Below are 18,509 nucleotides of genomic sequence, written 5' to 3' on the forward strand. Positions count from 1 at the left end.
CCGGAGGGCGTCATCCGTCACCCAGTCGTCAGGCGCACATGGGACGGGCTGACGCGCTCAGGAGTCCAGCTTCTTCACGGGCATGGCGAGTGATCGGAAGATCGTCTGCGTCCGCAGCACCAGCCCGCAGTCGCTGCGCAGGTGGTATGACTGGGCATGAATCTCATTGCGGAATCGCTGCACGTCGATGAGCGACATGTTGTCCACGCCATTCGTGTCCTTCCACGTGGTCATCAGACTGTCGCCGGCACGGGCATGCTCGATCATCTCCTGGAAGGTGCCGTTGTAGAGGTGATCGGTGAGCGTCTCGGTCTGAACGCTGGTGACGTAGCCGATACGCTCGGCGACCTTGTCCTCATGATCGCGCTCCCCGGCGCAGGGGAACAGCACCACGCGGGCTCGATCGGGCAGACCATCAAGGCGGTCCGTTACGATCTCCGCGGCGCACAGGCCCTGAAAGTGAAAAAGGAACGTGTGTCCACCCCGGAAGATCCATCCCTCGAACTCGTAATCCCCATGCACCAGTCGTCGCCGTCCTTCGATCCCGAAGAACTCGGGGTGAACGGCCTTGCGGTAGAGGACAAGGTGATACGCCTGAAGACTCGACGTCCTTGAAACAAGACTCATAGGGGCTCCACCCACACCTCGAGTGATTGCTGAGCGTCAATCGCCTCGGACCCGACCAAGGCGGGCGGCATTCTCGCACGAGCAGTGCGAAAGACAAACGAAAACTTTCGAGAATCTCCGCGAACACCGAGCACCGAGTGCATCAGCGGGATGGTGCGCACGCCGTCGGGTTGTGATAACGCTGCACGGACCTTGTGCGTTCTCGCTGATCGGTCGAACACAACATGCGTTCGTCCATCGGGTTGCCTTCAGCACGCCATGAAACGACAGGCGGCTGCGCACCGGTAGCCCGCGCCTCGGGTGACCCGCGACTCGGAACCGCTCGCGAGCGCGGCGGTGCGACCGCGACTGTGTGGACAAACTGTCAGCGCAGTTCGACGTGCCAGTAGGCGTCGTCGAGGAACGCCTTCCACGAGTGGTACTTCGGCTCGCCAAGCCGCAGCGTGATGGTGGGGTTGCGCTTGGGCTTCACCGGGGGGCGGATCAGGCGCATCCCCGCCTGTTCGGGCGTGCGGCCTCCCTTGCGCATGTTGCACTTCACGCAGGCACAGACGATGTTGTCCCACGAGTTCTCCCCGCCCTGCACGCGCGGCACCACGTGGTCCAGCGACAACTCGCTGGTGGGGAACACCTTGCCGCAGAACTGACAGCGATTGCGGTCGCGCGCGAAGATGTTCCGACGCGTCAGCTTCACGTGACGCGCCGGAAGCCGGTCGTATCCCAGCAGGCGGATGATCTTGGGCACCGCGATCTCGATGGTGGGCGTGCGCACCCAGGTGTAGGCGTCCGGCTCGAACTGCTTCTGGAGCGCGGCGATCTCCGTCCACGACTCGAAGTCGTAGTTCAGATACTTGCCGTTCTCCACCGCGATCACTTCCGCGCGGTCGCCCAGCAGCAGCGTGAAGGCGCGGCGCGCGCTGACGACGCGCACCGCCGCGTACAGGCGATTGAGCACGAGCACCTTTTCGTCGAGCGCCAGCGCCGACATGCGATCCTCCATCGAACGCCGGGCGCATGGCCCGGCCAAGGTTGGCGTGATGGTAGACGATCTCTCCCCGCTGCGGCAAAGGGAATGCCAAGCGAGGGCTCGACTTGCGCGAAGATGGGCAACTCGCGGGTCGCTGCTCAGGCCGTGGCCGACCGGCTCACGAAACGACGCCGTTCGACCTCGACCCGGTCGTGCCGTACACATCCCACCAGGTGGTCGTTGACCATCCCGACCGCCTGCATGAAGGCGTACATGGTTGTCGGGCCAACGAAGGTCCATCCCGCCTGGCGCAGCGCCTTGCTCAGCGCCTTCGATTCAGGCGTGCTGGGCGGAATGGTCTCGCCAGTCCGGTGCGGCGGGCGGCGGTCCATCGGCGGCGCGAATGACCACAGACGCCGGGCGAGTGAACCCTCCCGTTCGATGATCTCAATCGCCCGTCTGGCGTTGTTGATCGTCGATTCAATCTTGCCGCGGTGGCGCACGATGCGACTGTCGTGCAGCAGGCGCGTCACGTCGCGTGACGACATGCGGGCGACGCGATGGGGATCGAACCCGTGAAAGACCTCGCGAAAGGCGGGACGTTTCCGCAGGATCGTGAGCCAAGACAGCCCCGCCTGAAACCCTTCCAGACAGAGCTTCTCGAACAGCCGGATGTCATCCGGCGCGTCCGGCAGGGTGGGTCGTCCCCACTCGTCATCGTGGTAGGCGACGTACAGGGGATCGGCGCCGCACCACCAGCAGCGATGTTCGCCGCGATCACTCCGGATGAGCCATCGGTTCGACGACATGTGGCGGATCGCCTCGGCCCAGGTCGGGCGCTGATCCAAGCGTCGGCACGGCCGACGACCAAAGAACGCAGGCCCCGGAGCCATCCGGGGCCCGCACAACGGCATGCCCTGTCTAGGACTCGAACCTAGGACCCGCTGATTAAGAGTCAGCTGCTCTACCAACTGAGCTAACAGGGCTTCGGCAGGGCCGAGAACGTGACTCTACCGCACCGGCGGGAGGGGTCAAGCAGTGCGGGGAGGCGAATCCGTCCATCGTCGTTCCGTCTTGACCGGAGGGAGCGTGTTCTCTACCCTTGCCGGTTCCCGTCTGAGCGGGAGAGAAGCCGGGTCCGGGGGTGCGGAGCCCGCCCCAAGTCGGCTGGCGTGTTCGGGCCTCGGGTTTCGTTCATCAGCCCCGGCGGCTTGCGAGGATTCTTCGATGCAACCAACCCACAGGACATCCCCCGGCCGCAAGCGACGCCGCCGGGCCCATCAGGCGCTTCGCGGCATCCACACGGTGGCGTGCCCCAACTGCGGCGCCGCCCGCACGCCTCACAGCGCCTGTCGCTCGTGCGGCTACGTGCGCCCCGGTCTCCAGGTGAAGGCCATCCAGGGCGAGTGAACCCATGCGGATCGGCCTCGACGTGATGGGCGGGGATTTCGCGCCGCAGGCCATCCTTGACGGCGTGCTGCTGGCCATTCCCTCACTGGCGCCGGAGGACGAGCTTCGCCTCTTCGGTGACGAGACCGTCATCCGCGCCCGGCTCCGCGAAGCGGGCATCGACGACCCCCGCCTGACCATCGTTCACACCACCGAGTCCATCGGCATGGATGAGCCGCCCGTCGAGGCGGTGCGCACCAAGAAGGACAGTTCGCTGGTGGTGATGGCGCAGCACGCCAGCCGCAAGCATGAGAACCCGCTGGACGGCATCATCTCCGCCGGCAACACCGGCGCGTGCGTGAGCGCGGCCCAGATGCACATGCGCCGTCTGCCCAACGTGCATCGTCCCGGCATCGCCGTGACCGTGCCCACGTTTTCCGGGCCCATCGTGCTCATCGACGTGGGGGCCAACATCGAGCCCAAGCCCCATCACCTGGCGCAGTACGGCGTGATGGGCGACATCTTCGCCCGGCGCGTGGTGGGCATCGACCAGCCGCGCGTGGCCATCATGAACGTGGGCAGCGAGGAGCAGAAGGGCACCACCGACATGCAGCAGGCCCGCGACCTGCTGCGCCGCGACGAGCGCGTCAACTTCATCGGCTACGTCGAGGGGCGCGAGGTCTTCGAGGGCGCCGCCGACGTGGTCATCACCGACGGCGTGGTGGGCAATGTCATGATCAAGCTCGCCGAGGGGCTGTCGGCGGGCATCTTCAAGGCCATCGCCCGCGAGGTGGCGGCGGTCGATCCCGACCTGGCCAGGCGGCTCGGCCCCATCGTCAAGCGCATCTACGAGAAGCACGACTACCACGAGTACGGCGGCGCGCCGCTGCTGGGGGTCAATGGCGTGTGCCTCATCAGTCACGGGTCGAGCGTGGGGCGCACCATCCACGCCGCCGTGCGCACGACCAAGAATATCGCCGCCACGGGCGTGAACGAGGCGATCGCCGAGCGCCTGGGCGCGATGGAAGCCATGATCGAATGAGCGCCCCAGCACCTCTCGGCGTGCGGATCGCCGGAACCGGGTCCGCCGTTCCCGATCGCGTCGTCACCAACTTCGACCTGGCGCGGGAACTTGACACGTCGCACGAGTGGATCATCCAGCGCACCGGCATCGTGCAGCGTCACCGCTTCACCGAGCCGGGCGATCACACCGTCGAACTGAGCATGCAGTCGCTTGAGCGAGCCCTCGACGCCGCGGGCATGAAGCCGGATGACCTGGACCTGCTCATCGTCGGCTGCTGCACGCAGGAAATGAACATCCCATCCACCTCCTGCCGCATCGCCGGAAGAATGGGCATCCGTCACGCCGGCGCGTTCGACCTGGTCGCCGGGTGCAGCGGCTTCGTGTACTCGCTCAACGTGGGGGACACCCTGGTCCGTTCCGGTCGCTACAAGGCCGTGGGCGTGGTGGGCTGCGACGTGCTCACCAACATCACAGACACCAGCGAGCGGACCGTGTCAATCCTGTTCGGCGACGCCGCCGGCGCGGTGATTCTGACGCCCGACCCCGACGCCTCGCGCGGGTGCCAGTACCAGACCATGTCCGCCGACGGGGGCTCGTGGCAGACGCTCTACCAGCCCATGCGGGCGGATCAGGTGTTCGACTGGGACAGGGACAACCCCATCCGCCTCGGCTGCCTGCGCATGCAGGGGCGCGAGGTCTACAAGTTCGCCGTCACCAAGTTCCGCGAGGTGATCGAGGACGCCCTGCTCGCCACCGGGCTGTCGGTGGATGACGTGGCTCAGTTCATCTGTCACCAGTCCAACGCCCGGATCATCGAATCGGCCAAGGAGAAGATCGGGCTGCCTGACGACAAGGTGCTCATCAACATCGATCGGTACGGCAATACCAGCGCCGGCTCGGTGGCGCTGTGCTTCGATGAACTGGTCCGCGCGGGCAGACTCAAGGCCGGGGACGTCGCCATCCTGGTGGCCTTCGGCGCGGGGCTGACCTGGGCCAGCAGCGTGTGGCGAATGTGAGAGGCGGGATCATTCCGCCCGGCTCGGCTCGCGGTGCCTGAGCACCTCGCGCCAGGTCTCGATGGGCGCCTCCTCGCCCGTCCATCCCTCGAACTGCAGCGCCGCCTGTCGCACGAACAGGTCCACTCCGAGCACCACGCGGGCGCCGCGCGATTCCGCCTCCTCGATCAGCGGGGTGCGCGAGGGCGTGTACACCGTGTCAAAGACCGTCACCGAGTCGTCCAGCTCCACCGCCCCGCCTCGCAACACCTCCAGCGGAGAAAGATCGGGCGACGGACCGCCCGCCATCCCCACGGGTGTGCAGTTGATGAACACGTCGAACTCATCCGCCCGAAGCCCCTCCGGCGAACCGATCGACAACCGCGTCTGCACGTTGACGGTCCTGGCCCGCTCGCGCAGGTCGGCGATCAACTGCTCGGCGCGCTCGCGGGAGCGGTTGAAGACCACCGCCCCCGCCCCGTGCTTGCTCAGGCCCGCGAGCGCGGCGCGGGCCACGCCTCCCGCGCCCAGCACGGCGAAGCGGTGCTCCGCCAGGCGCGGGGGATCGACGTTGAGCGCGTCGCACAGGCAATCGACGATGGCTGGTGCATCGGTGTTGCGGCAGGCGATGGCGCCGGTCGCGCCCACCAGCAGCGTGTTGGCCGCTCCGGCGAGGCGGGCGAAGGCGTCCACGCGACCGCCGCGCTCATCCACGAAGCGCAGCAGGTTCTCCTTGTGCGGGATGGTTACGCTCGCGCCGCGGAAGTGCAGCCGCGGATGATCGACCAGTTCGCCCACCGTGGCCTTGAAGTGCTCGTACTCGCTGGAATCTCCCGGGATCGGCAGCGGCAGATAGACGCCGTCGTGCCCCGCGGCTTCGAAGCCCGCGTTGTGGATCACCGGCCCCAGCGAGTGGTCCACGGGCCAGCCGATCACGCCGTACACCTTCGTCTCCGCGCCCACGTGGTCAAACCGGTACAGCGCCTTGAGCTGCTCGATGGTGGGCTGGCCCGGCGCGGTTTCAAGCCCCGGCGCGTCCGCCGCGAAGGTGATGAACCCGCCGAACTTGGGGGCGAGCACGCGGCTCATCAGTCCGAACGGCCCCATGCACAATGCGATCATCGGCTTGCCTCGCTCCGTCAGCAGGTCGAAGCACTGCAGGTTGTCTCGCAGCGATCGCGCATGCCAGGCCACCTTGATCACGTTGGCCGAGCGGTCGTGCGTCAGCGCTTCCACCACGCGCAGCAGATCGGCGGGCCGCCCCTGCGTGTCGTGCGCCGACAGAATGATCGACATCTCCACCGAGCCGGGCTGCGGGTGGTCGCCGCCCATGAGCGCCGCCAGCCACGCGGCGGGCTCGCGGGAGAAACGGGCGTGCTCGATGTCCACGTATCGCGGCAGGTGCCCCGACCGGGCCAGGTGCTCCAGCAGGGCGCGGCGGTGGTCGTCCGCGCCGGTGAACGCGCCCCCTTCCGACGCGATGCGGCAGGTGACGATGCAGGGCAGGGGCGATTCCTTCACCAGGCGCACCAGTACGTCCGGGGCCTCGGGCTCGGATGCCAGGGGGTCGATGCGCCACTCCACCAGGGCGGCGCCCTGCCTGGCGGCCCGGCCCGCCCGTTCCAGGCACGTCGCCACGTCGCCGGGCGAGTCCACGGTGATGGGCACGGCGATGAAGGTCATGACGCCTTTCTCCCGACGAACGCTCCACCCCGCCGAACCATCATCGGCAGACACCGGGGACGGCGATCGGATTCCGCGCCCGGTGCGTGAGTCCGTTCCCGGCGATTGTCCCTCCTATGGTACGTCCCCGTGGAGCGAACCATGCTGGAAGGGATCATCGACCGCGCCCGCGCCCACCTGCGCGCCCACCACTCGGGCGAGTTGCAGTTCGATGAGCACCTGCGCCCCCTGCGGTTCATCATCGCGCCGGACGGACGCCTGGTGGCGCCGGTGATGGTCGCCATGATCGAGGCCGCCGAGACGGTGCTCTTCATCCCCCACGCCGACGATGACGCCATGCAGATGCAGGTGACGCTTGAACCCTTCCGCGAGCAGGGTCAGTGGGGGGCGCTGGCCGACCGCTGGCGCATTCACCATGGCGAGGAGCCGGATGTCAACTGGGCCTTCCTCAACATTGATGCGGCCCGGTTCGAAGACGCCGTCATCGATGGGCTGGCCCTCACCGTGCCCAACCCGCTGGCGGCGGACGAGCCGCGCCTCTGCCGCGCGGTGAACGAAGGGCTGCGCGACGCCCTGCGGGCCGTGCTCAGGCACCGGCTGAGCATCGACGTGCAGGAGCCGCTCATGGTCGCCGTCGACCCGGGCGGCGTGGACATTCGCGGTTCGTTCGAGGTCTTTCGGCTGACGTTCGACACGCCCGCGCCGACCGCCGCCGCCGCTGAGACGAAGATTCGCGCGATGCTCGGCGGCGCAGCGTGATCGAGGCCACGTTCAACGTCTGGCGACCATGCTGAACATCCCTGTCCCGCCTTGACACAATCTTCACATGCCGTTCGGTTCGGCGGGCAGGGGCGCACCGTATAATGCACCGCTGCGTGCCGGGGGTCGCCGCGGGTGCGGGCGGCGGACGGGCGGGTCATTCCGATCGAGTTGTTCGTACGCCCTATCGTCATGGCTGAAGGTCATCGTCCCATTTCGCCCGACACCCCGCTGCGAAAGGCGGCCCGGCGGCTGCTGCGCGACCGGCTGAAGGCCGTCGGACGTCGCGTGGGCAAGGCCCGCAAGCACGACCAGCCGTCGCCCGAGATCATCCACGAGGTCCGCATCGCCACCCGTCGGGCGGGGGCGGCGGTTCGCGTCTTCCGAAACCTGATCCGCAGGCGCGACCGAAAGCGGGTCAGCCGGTGGCTGCGCGAGTTGCGCCAGGCGGCGGCGGACACACGCCGCGCCGACGTGCAGACCCGGCTTCTGGCGGCTGCAAAGTTGGATGATCCTTCGCTGGCTCAGGCCGCCGATGAGGCCATCGCACGCCTCGAGTGCGGTCGGGCGGCGGCGCTTCAGGTCTTCCACGAAGCCGCCCGGCGACGTTCGCCCAGGCAGTGGCGGCGGTTGCGCAAGCGATTGACGCGCCGATTGCGCGACCCCGCTCAGACGGACGACGCGGCGCCATCGACCACGTTCTCTCGGGGCGCGGCCGCCGCGCTGTCGGCGCTGGCCGGCGAACTGCGCGAGATCACGGACGCCGCGCCGAGCGCCGACCTGCAATCGCTTCATCGCATCCGGCTGGACATCAAGCGGCTGCGCTATTCAATCGAGATCTTCCGTCCCGTGCTGGCGGATCGTGCGGCGGAGACGCTCGACCTGTTGCGAGAGGTCCAGACCGCCCTGGGCGAGATCAACGACCTCGATGAACTGAGGAAGACGCTCGCCGCCCCGGACGCTCTGACCGGCGCGACTGGCGAATCCTCCGTCTCAGCCGCCCTGAGCGGTCTGATCGCGTGGGTCGAAGCGCGGCTGGCCGAGCGACGGGAGGCGTTTGAGGCGTCGTGGTCTCCCGCGCACTGGGCGGCGTTGTGCGAGGCGATCATCGCGCTGCCGGACGACTCACGGCCCGCGACGGTTTCACAGCCGCCTTCGACGCACGCGGTCGATGCGTACCCGCCGCCCTCGGCCAACGGTCACGCTCATGCGGCCCCATGCACGTCGCACGATCCTGACGACTCGGCGAACGCTGGCGATACGCCGGCCCGTGACGGCGGAGCGTGCGTCATTGAGACCTATCACGCCTGTCCTCCGCCGCCTCGGTCCGCTGATTCATCGCGGCATGCCCGATCCAGCGGAGACACGCCATGAGCAGCGGGGCGGGAAGCCAACCCCATCGGCTCCGCGTGGCGGCGATCGACGTGGGCACCAACTCCATCCGCCTGGTGGTGGCGGAGGTCGCGCCCGATCGGTCCTTCCGCCTCATGGATGATGAGAAGGTGGTCGCCCGGCTGGGGCGCAACCTGGCGAAGACGGGACGCCTGAGTGAGGAGGCCATCGAGGCCGCGCTGCTCGCCATCGAGCGGATGAAGACCATCGCCGAGGGGTATGGCGTCGCCCGGCTGCGCCTCGCCGGCACCAGCGCGGTGCGCGAGGCGGAGAATCGAGACGACCTGCTCGCCCGCGTGCGGGAGCGGACCGGCCTGGAACTGGAGGTCATCTCCGCGCGCGAGGAGGCCCGGCTGGCGTTTCTCAGCGTGTCCAACGCCTTCGATCTGGCCGGTCAGACGGTGGGCGTGATGGACGTGGGCGGCGGCAGCACCGAGATTGTCCTGTCCAGCGGGCACATCATCGAGCGCATCTTCACGCTCAAGCTGGGCGCGGTGCGTCTGACCGATCAGTTCAACGGCGTGAGAACGGCCCGCGACTTCCGCCGCATGGTCGAGGCGATCGACGAGCGGCTGGAGGAGCGCGTGGGCAGGCCGCCGTTCGCGCCGCCGCTGCTGATCGGTACGGGCGGCACATTCACCACTCTGGCGGCGATGTCGATGCAGCGCGGCCAGGAAGCCGCCCGCACGGGCATCCTGCCCTTCCCCGTGCGCGGCTACGAGATGCAGCGCTCCGAGGTCAGCCACCTGCTCGACATGCTTCGCCGAATGGAGGTGCGCGAGCGCGCCCGCGTCTCCGGACTCGGGGCGGATCGGGCGGACATCATCGTCGCCGGGCTGGCGATCGTGGATCGCGTGCTGCGGCACCTCGGCGCCAACCGGCTGCGCGTGCATGATCAGGGCATCCGCGAGGGGCTTCTGCACGAGATGGTGGCGGGGATGTTTCCTCCCGCCGAGCCCGTCGCGCCCACCGCGCACGATCGGCTGCGCAGCGTGCGTCAGTTCGCCCTCACCTGTCATTACGAGAAGGAGCATGCCGAGCACGTGGCGACCCTGGCGCTGCGGCTCTTCGATCAGCTGCCGTCGCTGCTGGATGCGTCGCACCGCGACTGGGCCGGCCCCGGCGAGCGATTGCTGCTCGAGGCCGCCGCCCTGCTGCACGACGTGGGCTACTTCGTCAACTACTCCAGTCATCACAAGCACAGTTACCATCTGATTCTGCACAGCAACCTTGCGGGGTTCAGCACGCGCGAACTGGAGCTGCTGGCCAACATCGCCCGCTACCACCGCGGCGCGATGCCTCGCAAGAAGCACGACAACTTCGCACGACTGAAGAAGGCCGAGCGAGAAGCCGTGCGCCGTCTGGCTGCGATCCTCCGGCTGGCCGTGGGGCTGGATCGCTCCCACACGCAGCGCGTGCGCGATCTGACGCTGCGGCGGGTGGAGAATGCGATCGTGATCGAGGTCGCCGCCGCGCAGGATGTCTCGGTGGACCTGTGGGGCGCGGAGCGCAAGGCGGACCTGTTCGAGAGGGCGTTCGGCGTGGCCGTGCGGCTGGAGCAGCGACCGAGCAGCGCTGGAGCGCCGCTCGGTGCGGCCGTGACACCGGCTTCCCGCGTCTCCATCGAACCGAAGACGACGCGCCCCGCGATGCCCGAGGTGCCGCCGCACAAGGCCCGAATCAGCCACGACCGATGACCGATTGCTCACCGTGGATTGGGAGGCGAGAGAATCGACAGATACTGCTCCCACGGCCCCACCGCCTCGCGGTACTGGTGCGCCGTCGCCTTGCAGGCCTGCGCGATGTGGTTGAGGTCATGCACGACCCACGTCGCCAGCAGGTTGCCCAGCGTCACGGCGCCCAGTGCGGGGTGTCGGCCTCGCCGCTCGAAGTCCGCAGGGCCGAGGTTCAGTCCGCGCAGGGTCGCCAGGCCATCCGCCCGTTCGCGCTCGAACAGGTCCAGCAGTTGTCCCAGCGTGTTCGAGGCAAGCAGGTCCGCGTGCCCGGTGCGGTCAAAGGGCTCGAAGGGCTTCTCGTCGCCGTGTTCGAGAATGATCTGCAGCCGGGGGATCCAGTCCGTGCGCTCGCCGTACACCAGGTGCGCCAAGACTTCCTTCGCGCTCCATGTATTCGGGCCGTAGGGCCGCTCGGTCCAATCGGCGGGCAAGCCGGCCAGCAGGGTGCGCAGCACGCCGGGCGTGCGGGAAAGAACGTCGAGGGCGTGGTTCAGTTCAAACTGCATCATGCGACCCGTTCGACCTTGCAATGAATCATCGCGGCGATCGACCGCCAGGAGCCGGATGTTTCGAGGCGGCATCGTAAGCAGCATCTGGTGTCCGGGAACGCCATGCCCGAGATGAGCGAACTGCCGGGGAATCCATCGGGTACCGCCCGACCGTGAACGGCATGCGATCGGCATCAGGGGGAAAACCCGGCTCGTTGCGTCGTCGGTTCCCATACCCCCAGTCGGCGCCCACGCCCGCATCCATCGCCTTGCGCTTCGATGGAATGTGTCCGACGGCGCGATGCGGTCGTCTCGCTCATGCGGTAGGATGACCGTCCGGACCGGTTTCAGCCGGAAGGACGCTGATTCGCGGTGGGTCTTTCCCTTCGGGTGCGTGGTTGCGCCCGCGCTGCCCGGGTTCGCCCAGGAGTTCTGACGACGAAAGGACCATCCATCATGTGTGCGCTGCAGAGTCAGTCCGAAGAGGTTCGCCTTGGTTCAGTCACGTCCGATGTCGGCGTCGAAGCCCGGTTGTCGGCCTTGGAGCGATCCAGCCGTCGGTGGCGACTCATCGCCGTGGCGGGGATGCTGGGGCTTGGCGGCTCGTGGCTGGGGGGTTGGATGGCAGCGGAGCAGGGGGCGGCGGGTCAGGGAGGGGGGAATCCGCGCAGCATTCAGACGCAGCAGCTCATCATCACGGGCTCGGACAATCAGCCGCGAATCATGATGACGGGAACGGCTGATGGGTCGTCGCTGTTCCTCTACGGCACCGACGCCTACAAGGGGCGGGGCGGCGGGCAGGGCGGCGGTGGGGGAGCAGGTGGGGGAGCAGGTGGGGGGGCAGGTGGGGGGGGTGGGATGGGGGGAGTGGTGTCGCTCTCGCCGCGCATCCGGCTGATGGCGGACAAGGAGGGACCACGGATCGAAGTGCTCGACGGCGATGGTCGCCGCCGGGTGCTGATCCACGTGGGTGAGGAAGGCCCGACGATCGAGCGGCTGGACGCGGAGGGCAAGGTGATTGATCAGGAGGGCTGAGGGGCGTCCGGCACGTCGTGGTGGTTGCGGTCGTCAAGGAGGAGCAGTTCCTCCAGCCGACGGGCGGCGGCGAGGGGTTCCGGCTCGCGCGCCACGAGGAGGCGGCCGTTGACCCGTCGTGCGGTCATCTGGACGAGGATGGCGCCGTCCTCCATTTCCGCCCGTGACACCGTGATGCGGGCGCTGTAGGTCACCCGGATGCGGGCGACGATCTGCATGGCGGCTTCCACGGACATGTCGGATGGTAGTCCTGTCGCATATGGCCGGGAGAATCCGGCCCTGCCGGAGTGGATCGATGGCGGCCACGCTCGGGGGAGGAGGTTTGGCTCTGCGGGTCTAGAATCGCGGTCGAGAGTCCGGGCGCTTAGCTCAGCTGGCTAGAGCATCGCTTTTACACAGCGGAGGTCGGGGGTTCGAGCCCCTCAGCGCCCATTGCCGCGGGGAAGATCATTGTGTCGCGGGGGCTGGTGCGGTACGCTGTCCAGTGGCAACGCCCACCCCTGCTCGGAAGTACGCATGCCTCCTCATTCACCGCGTCTGACGTTTTCAGGTTGGCTTCCTCGGACAGGCCTGGTGCTCCTGGCTTTCGGGCTGGGCGCGCTGTCGGCGTGCAGCGGCGTGGAAAAGGCGCCGCCGCAACCGCGCTCCGCCAATACCAAGGCCACGATTCCGCTGGACGTGCCGGAGATCATGAAGGGCACGGTGGCTTCCCTGGGCGTGCTGGACGGGCATGAAGACATCGTGGTGCATGGCTGGGGGTTCGTGGTGGGGCTTCGGGGCACGGGGTCGCGCATCATGCCCGACCCGGTGCGGGCGCACATGCTGGCGGAGATGGCCCGGATGGGGGTGGGACAGGTGAGCATGGGCTCTTCGCTGTCGCCGGAGGCGCTGCTGGATTCGCCGGATACCGCGGTGGTGATTGTCGAGGGGATCATTCCAGGCGGGTCGCCGCAGGGAACCCGGTTCGACGTGCGCGTATCGATTCCGCCGGGGACTGACGCCACCAGTCTGGAAGGCGGGCGTCTGTGGACGACCGATCTGCGGCCGATGCTGAATCCCGGTCCGCCCCCGGTGGGCAGCCGCCAGGCGAGGGCGATCGCCAAGGCGAGCGGCGACATCTTCACCAATCCCTTCGTCACGCCGGGTGGCGACGAAACCGCCGAGCTTGCCACGGGCACCAACGTGAACCGCATGTCGGGCCACATCCTGGGCGGCGGGGCGACCTCGCGCGACCTGCCGCTCAAACTGCGCATCGCGTCGCCGAGCCACACGACCGCCAGCACGCTGCAACAGGTGATCAACTCGTACTTTCCGCAGGAGCCGGGTCAGCGCAGCAAGACGGCGCGGGGCGAGGGGGACGCATCGATCGAGATCACCGTGCCGCCGTCGTACTACGGTCGCGTGAGCGAGTTCACCTATCTCCTGCAGCACACCACGCTGCTGACGGGGGCGACCCCGTACGCCGTGCAGTTCATCAATCGCGAGCTCAAGCGTGCTCCCGGCGAGTTCGAGCACGCGACCTGGCGATGGCAGGCGCTGGGGGTGCAGGTGCTGCCGGGCATCCGCGAGTTCTACACCTACCCGGAGGAGAAGCCCCGGTACGCCGCCCTGCGGGCGGGGGCGCGTCTCAACGACGCGCACGTCGAGCCGCACCTGCTGGATCTGGCGAAGACCGGTTCGCCCGTGGTTCGCAAGGACGCGATTCGTCTGCTGGGCGACATGTCGCCGCAGCCGGGCACGATCTTCGCGCTCCGCGAGCTGCTGGACGACGCCGATCCGGATGTGCGCATCGCCGCGTACGAGGCGCTGGCCAAGGCGAACACGCGGTTCATCCGCACCATTCAGGTCGATCGCAAGTTCATGGTGGATTACGTGGAGTCGGCGCGTCCGATGATCTACGTGACCCTGCTCGAGTTCCCGCGCATCGTGGTCTTCGGGCTGAACAACGAGATCAGCCGACCCATCACGCTGCAGACGTGGGGGAGCCGCTTCATCATCCGCGGCGGCGCGGACAGCGACCTGATTGATGTGCTGTATCGCGATGAAGAGGGGAACGCCTCGCCTCACCGCATCTCGCCTCGCCTGACGGAGTTCATTCCGTTCCTCGGCCATACCACGACAATCGAGCGTCCGATGCCGGGGCTGGGGCTGACCTACACCGAGACCATCGGCATCCTGCACGCGATTCACGCCGCGCAGCATCTTCCGGGCGTTCAGTTCCGCACCGAGCAGGACCGGATTCTGCTGGCGATCCAGGAGCGCATGGCGGAGCGCCGCGACTACCAGGAGCGGCCTGAGTTCATCGAGTTCGAAGAGTTGCCCCCGGCGCCTTCGCCGACGCCGGGGGATCAGGGCGGCTCCGCGATCGACGGCGGCGGGGTGCTGGCCCCCATCCGGCGGGATCAGGGGCCGGCAAGCGGAGGTTCCGATGCACCCCCTGGCCGGTGAGGGTGGGCGCGGCATCGGATGTCACGACGCCTTGTGCAGTTTTCCGGTGAGCCGATCCGATAGGAACCAGACACCTGGCCGCCCACGGAAGGGCGGCCTGCCGTTGACAGGAGGTCAGCGCCGCATGCGGCTGGCGAAGCTCACCATTTCGGGTTTCAAGTCGTTCGCCGATGTCACCGAGTTCCGGTTCGACGCCCCCATCACGGGGATCGTCGGTCCCAACGGGTGCGGCAAGTCCAACGTGGTGGACAGCATCAAGTGGGTGCTGGGAGAGCGATCGGCCAAGTCGCTGCGCGGCTCGGAGATGCTGGACGTCATCTTCGCCGGTTCCGCCGCCCGCAAACCGATGGGGGCGGCGAGCGTCACGCTGACCTTTGACAACCCTGTCGAAAACCCGGAGGCGACCGACCTGCGCGACCGCCGCGCTCTGCCCGTGGACACCGACGTGGTGGAGGTCACGCGTCGCCTCTACCGCGATGGGCGCAGCGAGTACCTCATCAACGGCGACAAGGCCCGCCTGCGCGACATCAAGGAGCTCTTCCTCGACACCGGCATCGGCACCGACGCCTACTCGATCATCGAGCAGGGCAAGGTGGACGCCATGCTGGTCGCCAACGCCTTCGATCGTCGGGCCATCTTCGAGGAGGCCGCGGGCGTGGCGAAGTTCAAGGCGCGCCGCATCGAGGCCCAGCGCAAACTGGAGTCGTCCGAACGCCACCTCGTCGTGGTGCGCGAGGAACTGGCCTCGACCGAGCGGCGTCTGCGCATTGTCAAATCGCAGGCGGAGAAGGCCCGCCGCTTCAAGGAACTCGACGAGCGACACCGCTTCCTCCGCACGGAACTGGCCTTCGAGGATTACCACGATCTGTGCGATCGTCTGCATGGTCTGACCAGCCGTCTGACCGATCTCGAAGCCCAGCGGACCGAATTGGCTGGACTGATCGTCGCCGCCGAGGACGAGAAGCAGCAGGCGGAGATTGCGCGGCATGAGGTCGAGCGCCGTCAGCGCGACATGGAGCAGCAGCGGCTGGAGCATGTAGCCAACCGGCGCAACGCCGAACAGCGCCGCGACCTGACCCGGCGCAATCTCGAAGAGGCGAAGGCCCACGTTCACGATGACGATGCCGCCCGCGAGGAACTGTCGCGGCGGGTCGAGTCGCTGTCCGCTGATCTGGCTGACCTGCGGGACTCGCTGGCGGTGCTGGTCGAGCAGGCCGCCGCGGCGGAGCGCGAAGCCGAATCCGCCGCGAAGGATCACGCCGTCGCCCAGCACGCCGTGATCGCCTCCCGCCAGGCACATGATCTGGCTCGCGACACCGTCGCGCGGATCGAGCGTGAGCAGGCGCAACTGACGGCGCGGCTGCAGTCAACGGAAGCGAGGCGATCTTCCCTCGACGAGCAGGTCGCCCGCGTGCGCGCCAAGCAGGAGGAAGTGGCCTCGGAACTCGAGTCCATCCGGTCCCAGCGGCAGGATGCGATCCAGTCGGCGGCCGCCGCGAACGAGCAGGCCGAGGAACTGGCCGCCGTTGTTCAGCGGGCGGAAGCGGCGCTCGGCTCGCTGGGGGATCGACAGGCGGAACTGGCTGCCGCTCTGGCTGAGCTGCGGCATGACCGCGCCGGTCTGGAATCCCGTCGTCACCTGCTCGCCGAGATGCAGGCGGCGCACGAGGGACTGGGGGACGCGGCCAAGCAGGTGCTCGATAACCCGCGGCGATTCCCGGGCGTCATCGGCCTGCTGGCGGACTTCCTCGACACCACGCGCCAGCACGCGGCCATCGTCGAGGCGGCGCTTGGTCCCGATCTGGAACTCATCGTCATCGACCGGCTCGGTTCGTCCGACGCCTTCGCCAGCGAAGCCCGATCGCTCCGCGGTCCGGTCCGGTTCGCGGCGCGGCTTTCAGGCGACGCGGCGGGTGGGGCTCCGTTGGAACTGCCGGCCGGTGTCTCGCGGGTGCTCGACCTGGTTCGCGTGAAGCCCGAAGCGGGCGACATCGCGCAGCGCCTGCTGGGCCGCACGCTGGTTGTCGGCTCGCTGGACGCCGCCCTGCTGCTTGGCGCGGGGCCGCTGCGCGGCTGCCGCTTCGTCACGCCCGAAGGCGACGTGCTGGAGCCGGACGGCCGCGTCATCACGCGCGGCGCGGCCGGGGCCGCGGCGGTGGATGGGCTTCTCACCCGGCGTGTCGAACTGCAGCTGCTCACGGAGCAGATCGGCTCGCTCGACGCACGGATCGCCGAGCGTGCGGCGTCGCTGGAGGCGATCTCCTCCCAGGCCAGGGAGGCGGAGGCGTCGCTCTCGGCGGCTTCGGCGTCGCTGGCGCAGCGCCAGCGCGACGTGGTCGATTGCACCTACCAGATTCAGCGGCTGGACCATGAGCTGGAGCGGCAGAATCGCGTCATCGCGTCGCTTGCCAAGGAGGTCGCGGACTTCTCATCGCAGGGCGAGGCGCTTGCCCGCGAGTGCGCCGAGTTGAGCGAACGCATCGCCTCGCTTGACCGGCTGCGGGAGGAGCAGGCCGCCGCGCTCGCCGACGCGATTGATCGCATGCGTCAGGCCGAATCCGCCGCGGGTGTTTCGCAGGAGCGCCTGTCGCAGGCCCGCGTGACGCTGGGTCAGACGACGGAGAAGCTCGAGGCCTCGCGGCGGGAGGATCGCCGTCTGCGGGCCATGGTCGAGGAATCGCAGCGACGACTGGGCGTGCTGGAGGATCAGCGCCTGCGCCGACAGCAGCAGATCGAGCGATTCGAGGAAATCATCGCCGAGGCCCAGCAGTCGGTCGAAGAGAGCGACGCCCGGCTCCGCGACGTGACCGAGTCGATCGCGGCGGTGGTGGACGAACTGCGCCAGGCACAGGAGGTTCTCAACCAGCGGGCCGAACGGCTGAATCTTGCCCGCACGCGGGGCCAGCAGCTGGACCGCGACTACCACGCCCTCGAGATGAGCCGGCGCGAGATTGAGATCAAGCGAGAGAACCTCGAGGAGCGCACGCTCGCGGAACTGGAGCTCGACCTGCGCGCCGCCGCGGCGGAGCACCGTGCCGCCCGCCAGGCCGACGCCGATGCCGCCGCCATCGACCGCCCGGCATGGGAAGCCGAAGCGGAGGAACTGCGGCTGGCCATCAAGGCGCTGGGCAACGTCAACCTTGACGCCATCGAGGAGGAGACGCAGCTTGCCGAGCGCAACACCGACCTGATCCGCCAGGTGGCGGACATTGACGACGCCTGCAAGCGCCTCACCACGCTCATCTCGCAGCTCGAAGCGGTCAGCCGCGAGCGCTTCGAGGCCACGTTCAACACCGTGCGCGAGCACTTCGCCGGACAGGACGGCATGTTCCGCCGCCTCTTCGGGGGCGGTCAGGCGGACATCGTGCTGCTGCCCACGGAAAGCGGCGAGGTTGACTGGCTCGAGTCCGGCATCGAGATCCGCGCCAAGCCCCCCGGCAAGCAGCCGCGCGTGCTCAATCAACTCTCCGGCGGTGAGAAGACCCTGACCGCCGTGGCCCTGCTGCTCTCCATCTTCCAGTCCAAGCCATCCCCATTCTGCATTCTCGACGAAGTGGATGCGGCGCTCGATGACGCCAACGTGGAGCGGTTCTGCGGCTCGCTTCAGCCGTTCCTCGATCACAGCCACTTCATCGTCATCACCCACCACAAGCGCACCATGCAGCATTGCGACCAGCTCTACGGCGTGACGATGCAGGAGCGCGGCGTGTCCAAGCGCGTCAACGTGCGTTTCGAGCACGTGGGGCACGATGGGCACATCGCGCGCGAGGCGATCGAGAGATCTGAGGGCGTTGAGGCGTCTGATCGCTCCGACCTGTCGCCGGCGGAAACGCGCGCTGATCCGCCTCTCATCGACGTCAAGCCGGACTCCGCGCTCCGCGCGACCCTGGCCCGCGCCTGGGAGCCGGAGGAGTCCGTCGCCTCGGAGTGATTGATTCAGTCGGTTACGCCCGAGCGCGAACGACC

Annotated in this window: 15 protein-coding genes, 2 tRNA genes and 1 pseudogene; 10 read left to right on the forward strand and 8 right to left on the reverse strand. The window is 68.1% G+C overall.

Annotated features, from left to right (window positions below):
• Window positions 1-57: 57 nt before the first annotated feature.
• The 4 genes from HRU76_11655 to HRU76_11670 form a co-directional block, all read right to left on the reverse strand.
• Complete coding sequence (locus tag HRU76_11655; protein QOJ18206.1) at window positions 58-627, reverse strand: hypothetical protein; 570 nt, start codon at window positions 625-627, stop codon at window positions 58-60.
• A gap of 364 nt (window positions 628-991) precedes the next feature.
• Window positions 992-1,615, reverse strand: coding sequence for an HNH endonuclease (locus tag HRU76_11660; GenBank protein ID QOJ18207.1), 624 nt, complete (start codon window positions 1,613-1,615; stop codon window positions 992-994).
• A gap of 137 nt (window positions 1,616-1,752) precedes the next feature.
• On the reverse strand, window positions 1,753-2,403 hold the full coding sequence (locus HRU76_11665; protein ID QOJ18208.1) for a DNA-3-methyladenine glycosylase I: 651 nt from the start codon (window positions 2,401-2,403) through the stop codon (window positions 1,753-1,755).
• 104 nt (window positions 2,404-2,507) lie between these two features.
• A tRNA-Lys gene (locus tag HRU76_11670) sits at window positions 2,508-2,580 on the reverse strand.
• A gap of 241 nt (window positions 2,581-2,821) precedes the next feature.
• On the opposite strand from HRU76_11670, the gene rpmF reads away from it, so the two are divergent.
• From rpmF to HRU76_11685, 3 genes are read left to right on the forward strand one after another with little or no spacing between them, the layout of a single operon-like run.
• Window positions 2,822-3,004, forward strand: coding sequence for a 50S ribosomal protein L32 (gene rpmF, locus HRU76_11675; GenBank protein QOJ18209.1), 183 nt, complete (start codon window positions 2,822-2,824; stop codon window positions 3,002-3,004).
• Window positions 3,005-3,008: 4 nt separating this feature from the next.
• Complete coding sequence (plsX, locus tag HRU76_11680; GenBank protein QOJ18210.1) at window positions 3,009-4,025, forward strand: phosphate acyltransferase PlsX; 1,017 nt, start codon at window positions 3,009-3,011, stop codon at window positions 4,023-4,025.
• Window positions 4,022-5,023: a ketoacyl-ACP synthase III gene (locus HRU76_11685; protein ID QOJ18211.1), complete on the forward strand. Its 1,002-nt coding sequence runs from the start codon at window positions 4,022-4,024 to the stop codon at window positions 5,021-5,023. Before plsX ends, HRU76_11685 begins: the two co-directional genes overlap by 4 nt.
• Before the next feature lie 9 nt (window positions 5,024-5,032).
• Here HRU76_11685 and HRU76_11690 read toward each other — a convergent pair whose 3' ends face one another.
• Window positions 5,033-6,685 carry a type I 3-dehydroquinate dehydratase gene (locus tag HRU76_11690; protein ID QOJ18212.1) on the reverse strand — a complete coding sequence of 551 codons (1,653 nt, stop codon included), beginning with the start codon at window positions 6,683-6,685 and terminating at the stop codon, window positions 5,033-5,035.
• A 141-nt stretch (window positions 6,686-6,826) separates the two neighbouring features.
• On the opposite strand from HRU76_11690, the gene HRU76_11695 reads away from it, so the two are divergent.
• From HRU76_11695 to HRU76_11705, 3 genes are all read left to right on the forward strand, one after another.
• Window positions 6,827-7,444, forward strand: a complete 618-nt coding sequence (locus tag HRU76_11695; protein ID QOJ18213.1) for a hypothetical protein — start codon at window positions 6,827-6,829, stop codon at window positions 7,442-7,444.
• A gap of 192 nt (window positions 7,445-7,636) precedes the next feature.
• The gene (locus HRU76_11700) at window positions 7,637-8,818 is read left to right on the forward strand and encodes a CHAD domain-containing protein (protein ID QOJ18214.1); all 1,182 of its coding nucleotides are present in this window, start codon (window positions 7,637-7,639) and stop codon (window positions 8,816-8,818) included.
• Window positions 8,815-10,533 carry a Ppx/GppA family phosphatase gene (locus HRU76_11705; protein QOJ18215.1) on the forward strand — a complete coding sequence of 573 codons (1,719 nt, stop codon included), beginning with the start codon at window positions 8,815-8,817 and terminating at the stop codon, window positions 10,531-10,533. Before HRU76_11700 ends, HRU76_11705 begins: the two co-directional genes overlap by 4 nt.
• An 8-nt stretch (window positions 10,534-10,541) precedes the next feature.
• Here the strand turns inward: HRU76_11705 and HRU76_11710 are convergent, their stop codons facing one another.
• Window positions 10,542-11,078 carry a DinB family protein gene (locus HRU76_11710; protein ID QOJ19176.1) on the reverse strand — a complete coding sequence of 179 codons (537 nt, stop codon included), beginning with the start codon at window positions 11,076-11,078 and terminating at the stop codon, window positions 10,542-10,544.
• 758 nt (window positions 11,079-11,836) lie between these two features.
• A pseudogene (locus HRU76_11715) lies at window positions 11,837-11,923 on the reverse strand (energy transducer TonB).
• A 34-nt stretch (window positions 11,924-11,957) separates the two neighbouring features.
• Here HRU76_11715 and HRU76_11720 point away from each other — a divergent pair.
• Window positions 11,958-12,095 (forward strand): hypothetical protein, encoded by a 138-nt coding sequence (locus tag HRU76_11720; protein ID QOJ18216.1) that lies wholly within the window; start codon window positions 11,958-11,960, stop codon window positions 12,093-12,095.
• On the opposite strand, the gene HRU76_11725 is transcribed toward HRU76_11720, so the two are convergent.
• Entirely contained in the window at window positions 12,083-12,331 is a 249-nt protein-coding gene (locus HRU76_11725; protein ID QOJ18217.1) for a hypothetical protein, read from the reverse strand. The genes HRU76_11720 and HRU76_11725 overlap by 13 nt on opposite strands.
• Window positions 12,332-12,453: 122 nt before the next feature.
• On the opposite strand from HRU76_11725, the gene HRU76_11730 reads away from it, so the two are divergent.
• The 3 genes from HRU76_11730 to smc all read left to right on the forward strand — a co-directional run bounded on the left by HRU76_11730 (window position 12,454) and on the right by smc (window position 18,474).
• Window positions 12,454-12,527: transfer RNA gene (locus HRU76_11730), tRNA-Val, on the forward strand.
• Between the two features lie 141 nt (window positions 12,528-12,668).
• Entirely contained in the window at window positions 12,669-14,543 is a 1,875-nt protein-coding gene (locus tag HRU76_11735) for a flagellar basal body P-ring protein FlgI (protein QOJ18218.1), read from the forward strand.
• A 124-nt stretch (window positions 14,544-14,667) separates the two neighbouring features.
• The gene (smc, locus tag HRU76_11740; GenBank protein QOJ18219.1) at window positions 14,668-18,474 is read left to right on the forward strand and encodes a chromosome segregation protein SMC; all 3,807 of its coding nucleotides are present in this window, start codon (window positions 14,668-14,670) and stop codon (window positions 18,472-18,474) included.
• Window positions 18,475-18,509 lie beyond the last annotated feature (35 nt).

The organism is Phycisphaeraceae bacterium, assembly GCA_015709595.1.
In the GTDB taxonomy this organism is placed as follows: Bacteria; Planctomycetota; Phycisphaerae; order Phycisphaerales; family SM1A02; genus CAADGA01.

Coding starts and splice junctions, on each gene's coding strand:
- HRU76_11700 (QOJ18214.1), top strand. CDS start 7,637: ATGGCTGAAGGTCATCGTCCCATTTCGCCCGACACCCCGCTGCGAAAG.
- HRU76_11720 (QOJ18216.1), top strand. CDS start 11,958: ATGGCGGACAAGGAGGGACCACGGATCGAAGTGCTCGACGGCGATGGT.
- HRU76_11705 (QOJ18215.1), top strand. CDS start 8,815: ATGAGCAGCGGGGCGGGAAGCCAACCCCATCGGCTCCGCGTGGCGGCG.
- smc (QOJ18219.1), top strand. CDS start 14,668: ATGCGGCTGGCGAAGCTCACCATTTCGGGTTTCAAGTCGTTCGCCGAT.
- HRU76_11690 (QOJ18212.1), bottom strand. CDS start 6,685: ATGACCTTCATCGCCGTGCCCATCACCGTGGACTCGCCCGGCGACGTG.
- HRU76_11710 (QOJ19176.1), bottom strand. CDS start 11,078: ATGCAGTTTGAACTGAACCACGCCCTCGACGTTCTTTCCCGCACGCCC.
- HRU76_11725 (QOJ18217.1), bottom strand. CDS start 12,331: ATGTCCGTGGAAGCCGCCATGCAGATCGTCGCCCGCATCCGGGTGACC.
- HRU76_11655 (QOJ18206.1), bottom strand. CDS start 627: ATGAGTCTTGTTTCAAGGACGTCGAGTCTTCAGGCGTATCACCTTGTC.
- HRU76_11660 (QOJ18207.1), bottom strand. CDS start 1,615: ATGTCGGCGCTGGCGCTCGACGAAAAGGTGCTCGTGCTCAATCGCCTG.
- HRU76_11695 (QOJ18213.1), top strand. CDS start 6,827: ATGCTGGAAGGGATCATCGACCGCGCCCGCGCCCACCTGCGCGCCCAC.
- HRU76_11665 (QOJ18208.1), bottom strand. CDS start 2,403: ATGTCGTCGAACCGATGGCTCATCCGGAGTGATCGCGGCGAACATCGC.
- rpmF (QOJ18209.1), top strand. CDS start 2,822: ATGCAACCAACCCACAGGACATCCCCCGGCCGCAAGCGACGCCGCCGG.
- plsX (QOJ18210.1), top strand. CDS start 3,009: ATGCGGATCGGCCTCGACGTGATGGGCGGGGATTTCGCGCCGCAGGCC.
- HRU76_11685 (QOJ18211.1), top strand. CDS start 4,022: ATGAGCGCCCCAGCACCTCTCGGCGTGCGGATCGCCGGAACCGGGTCC.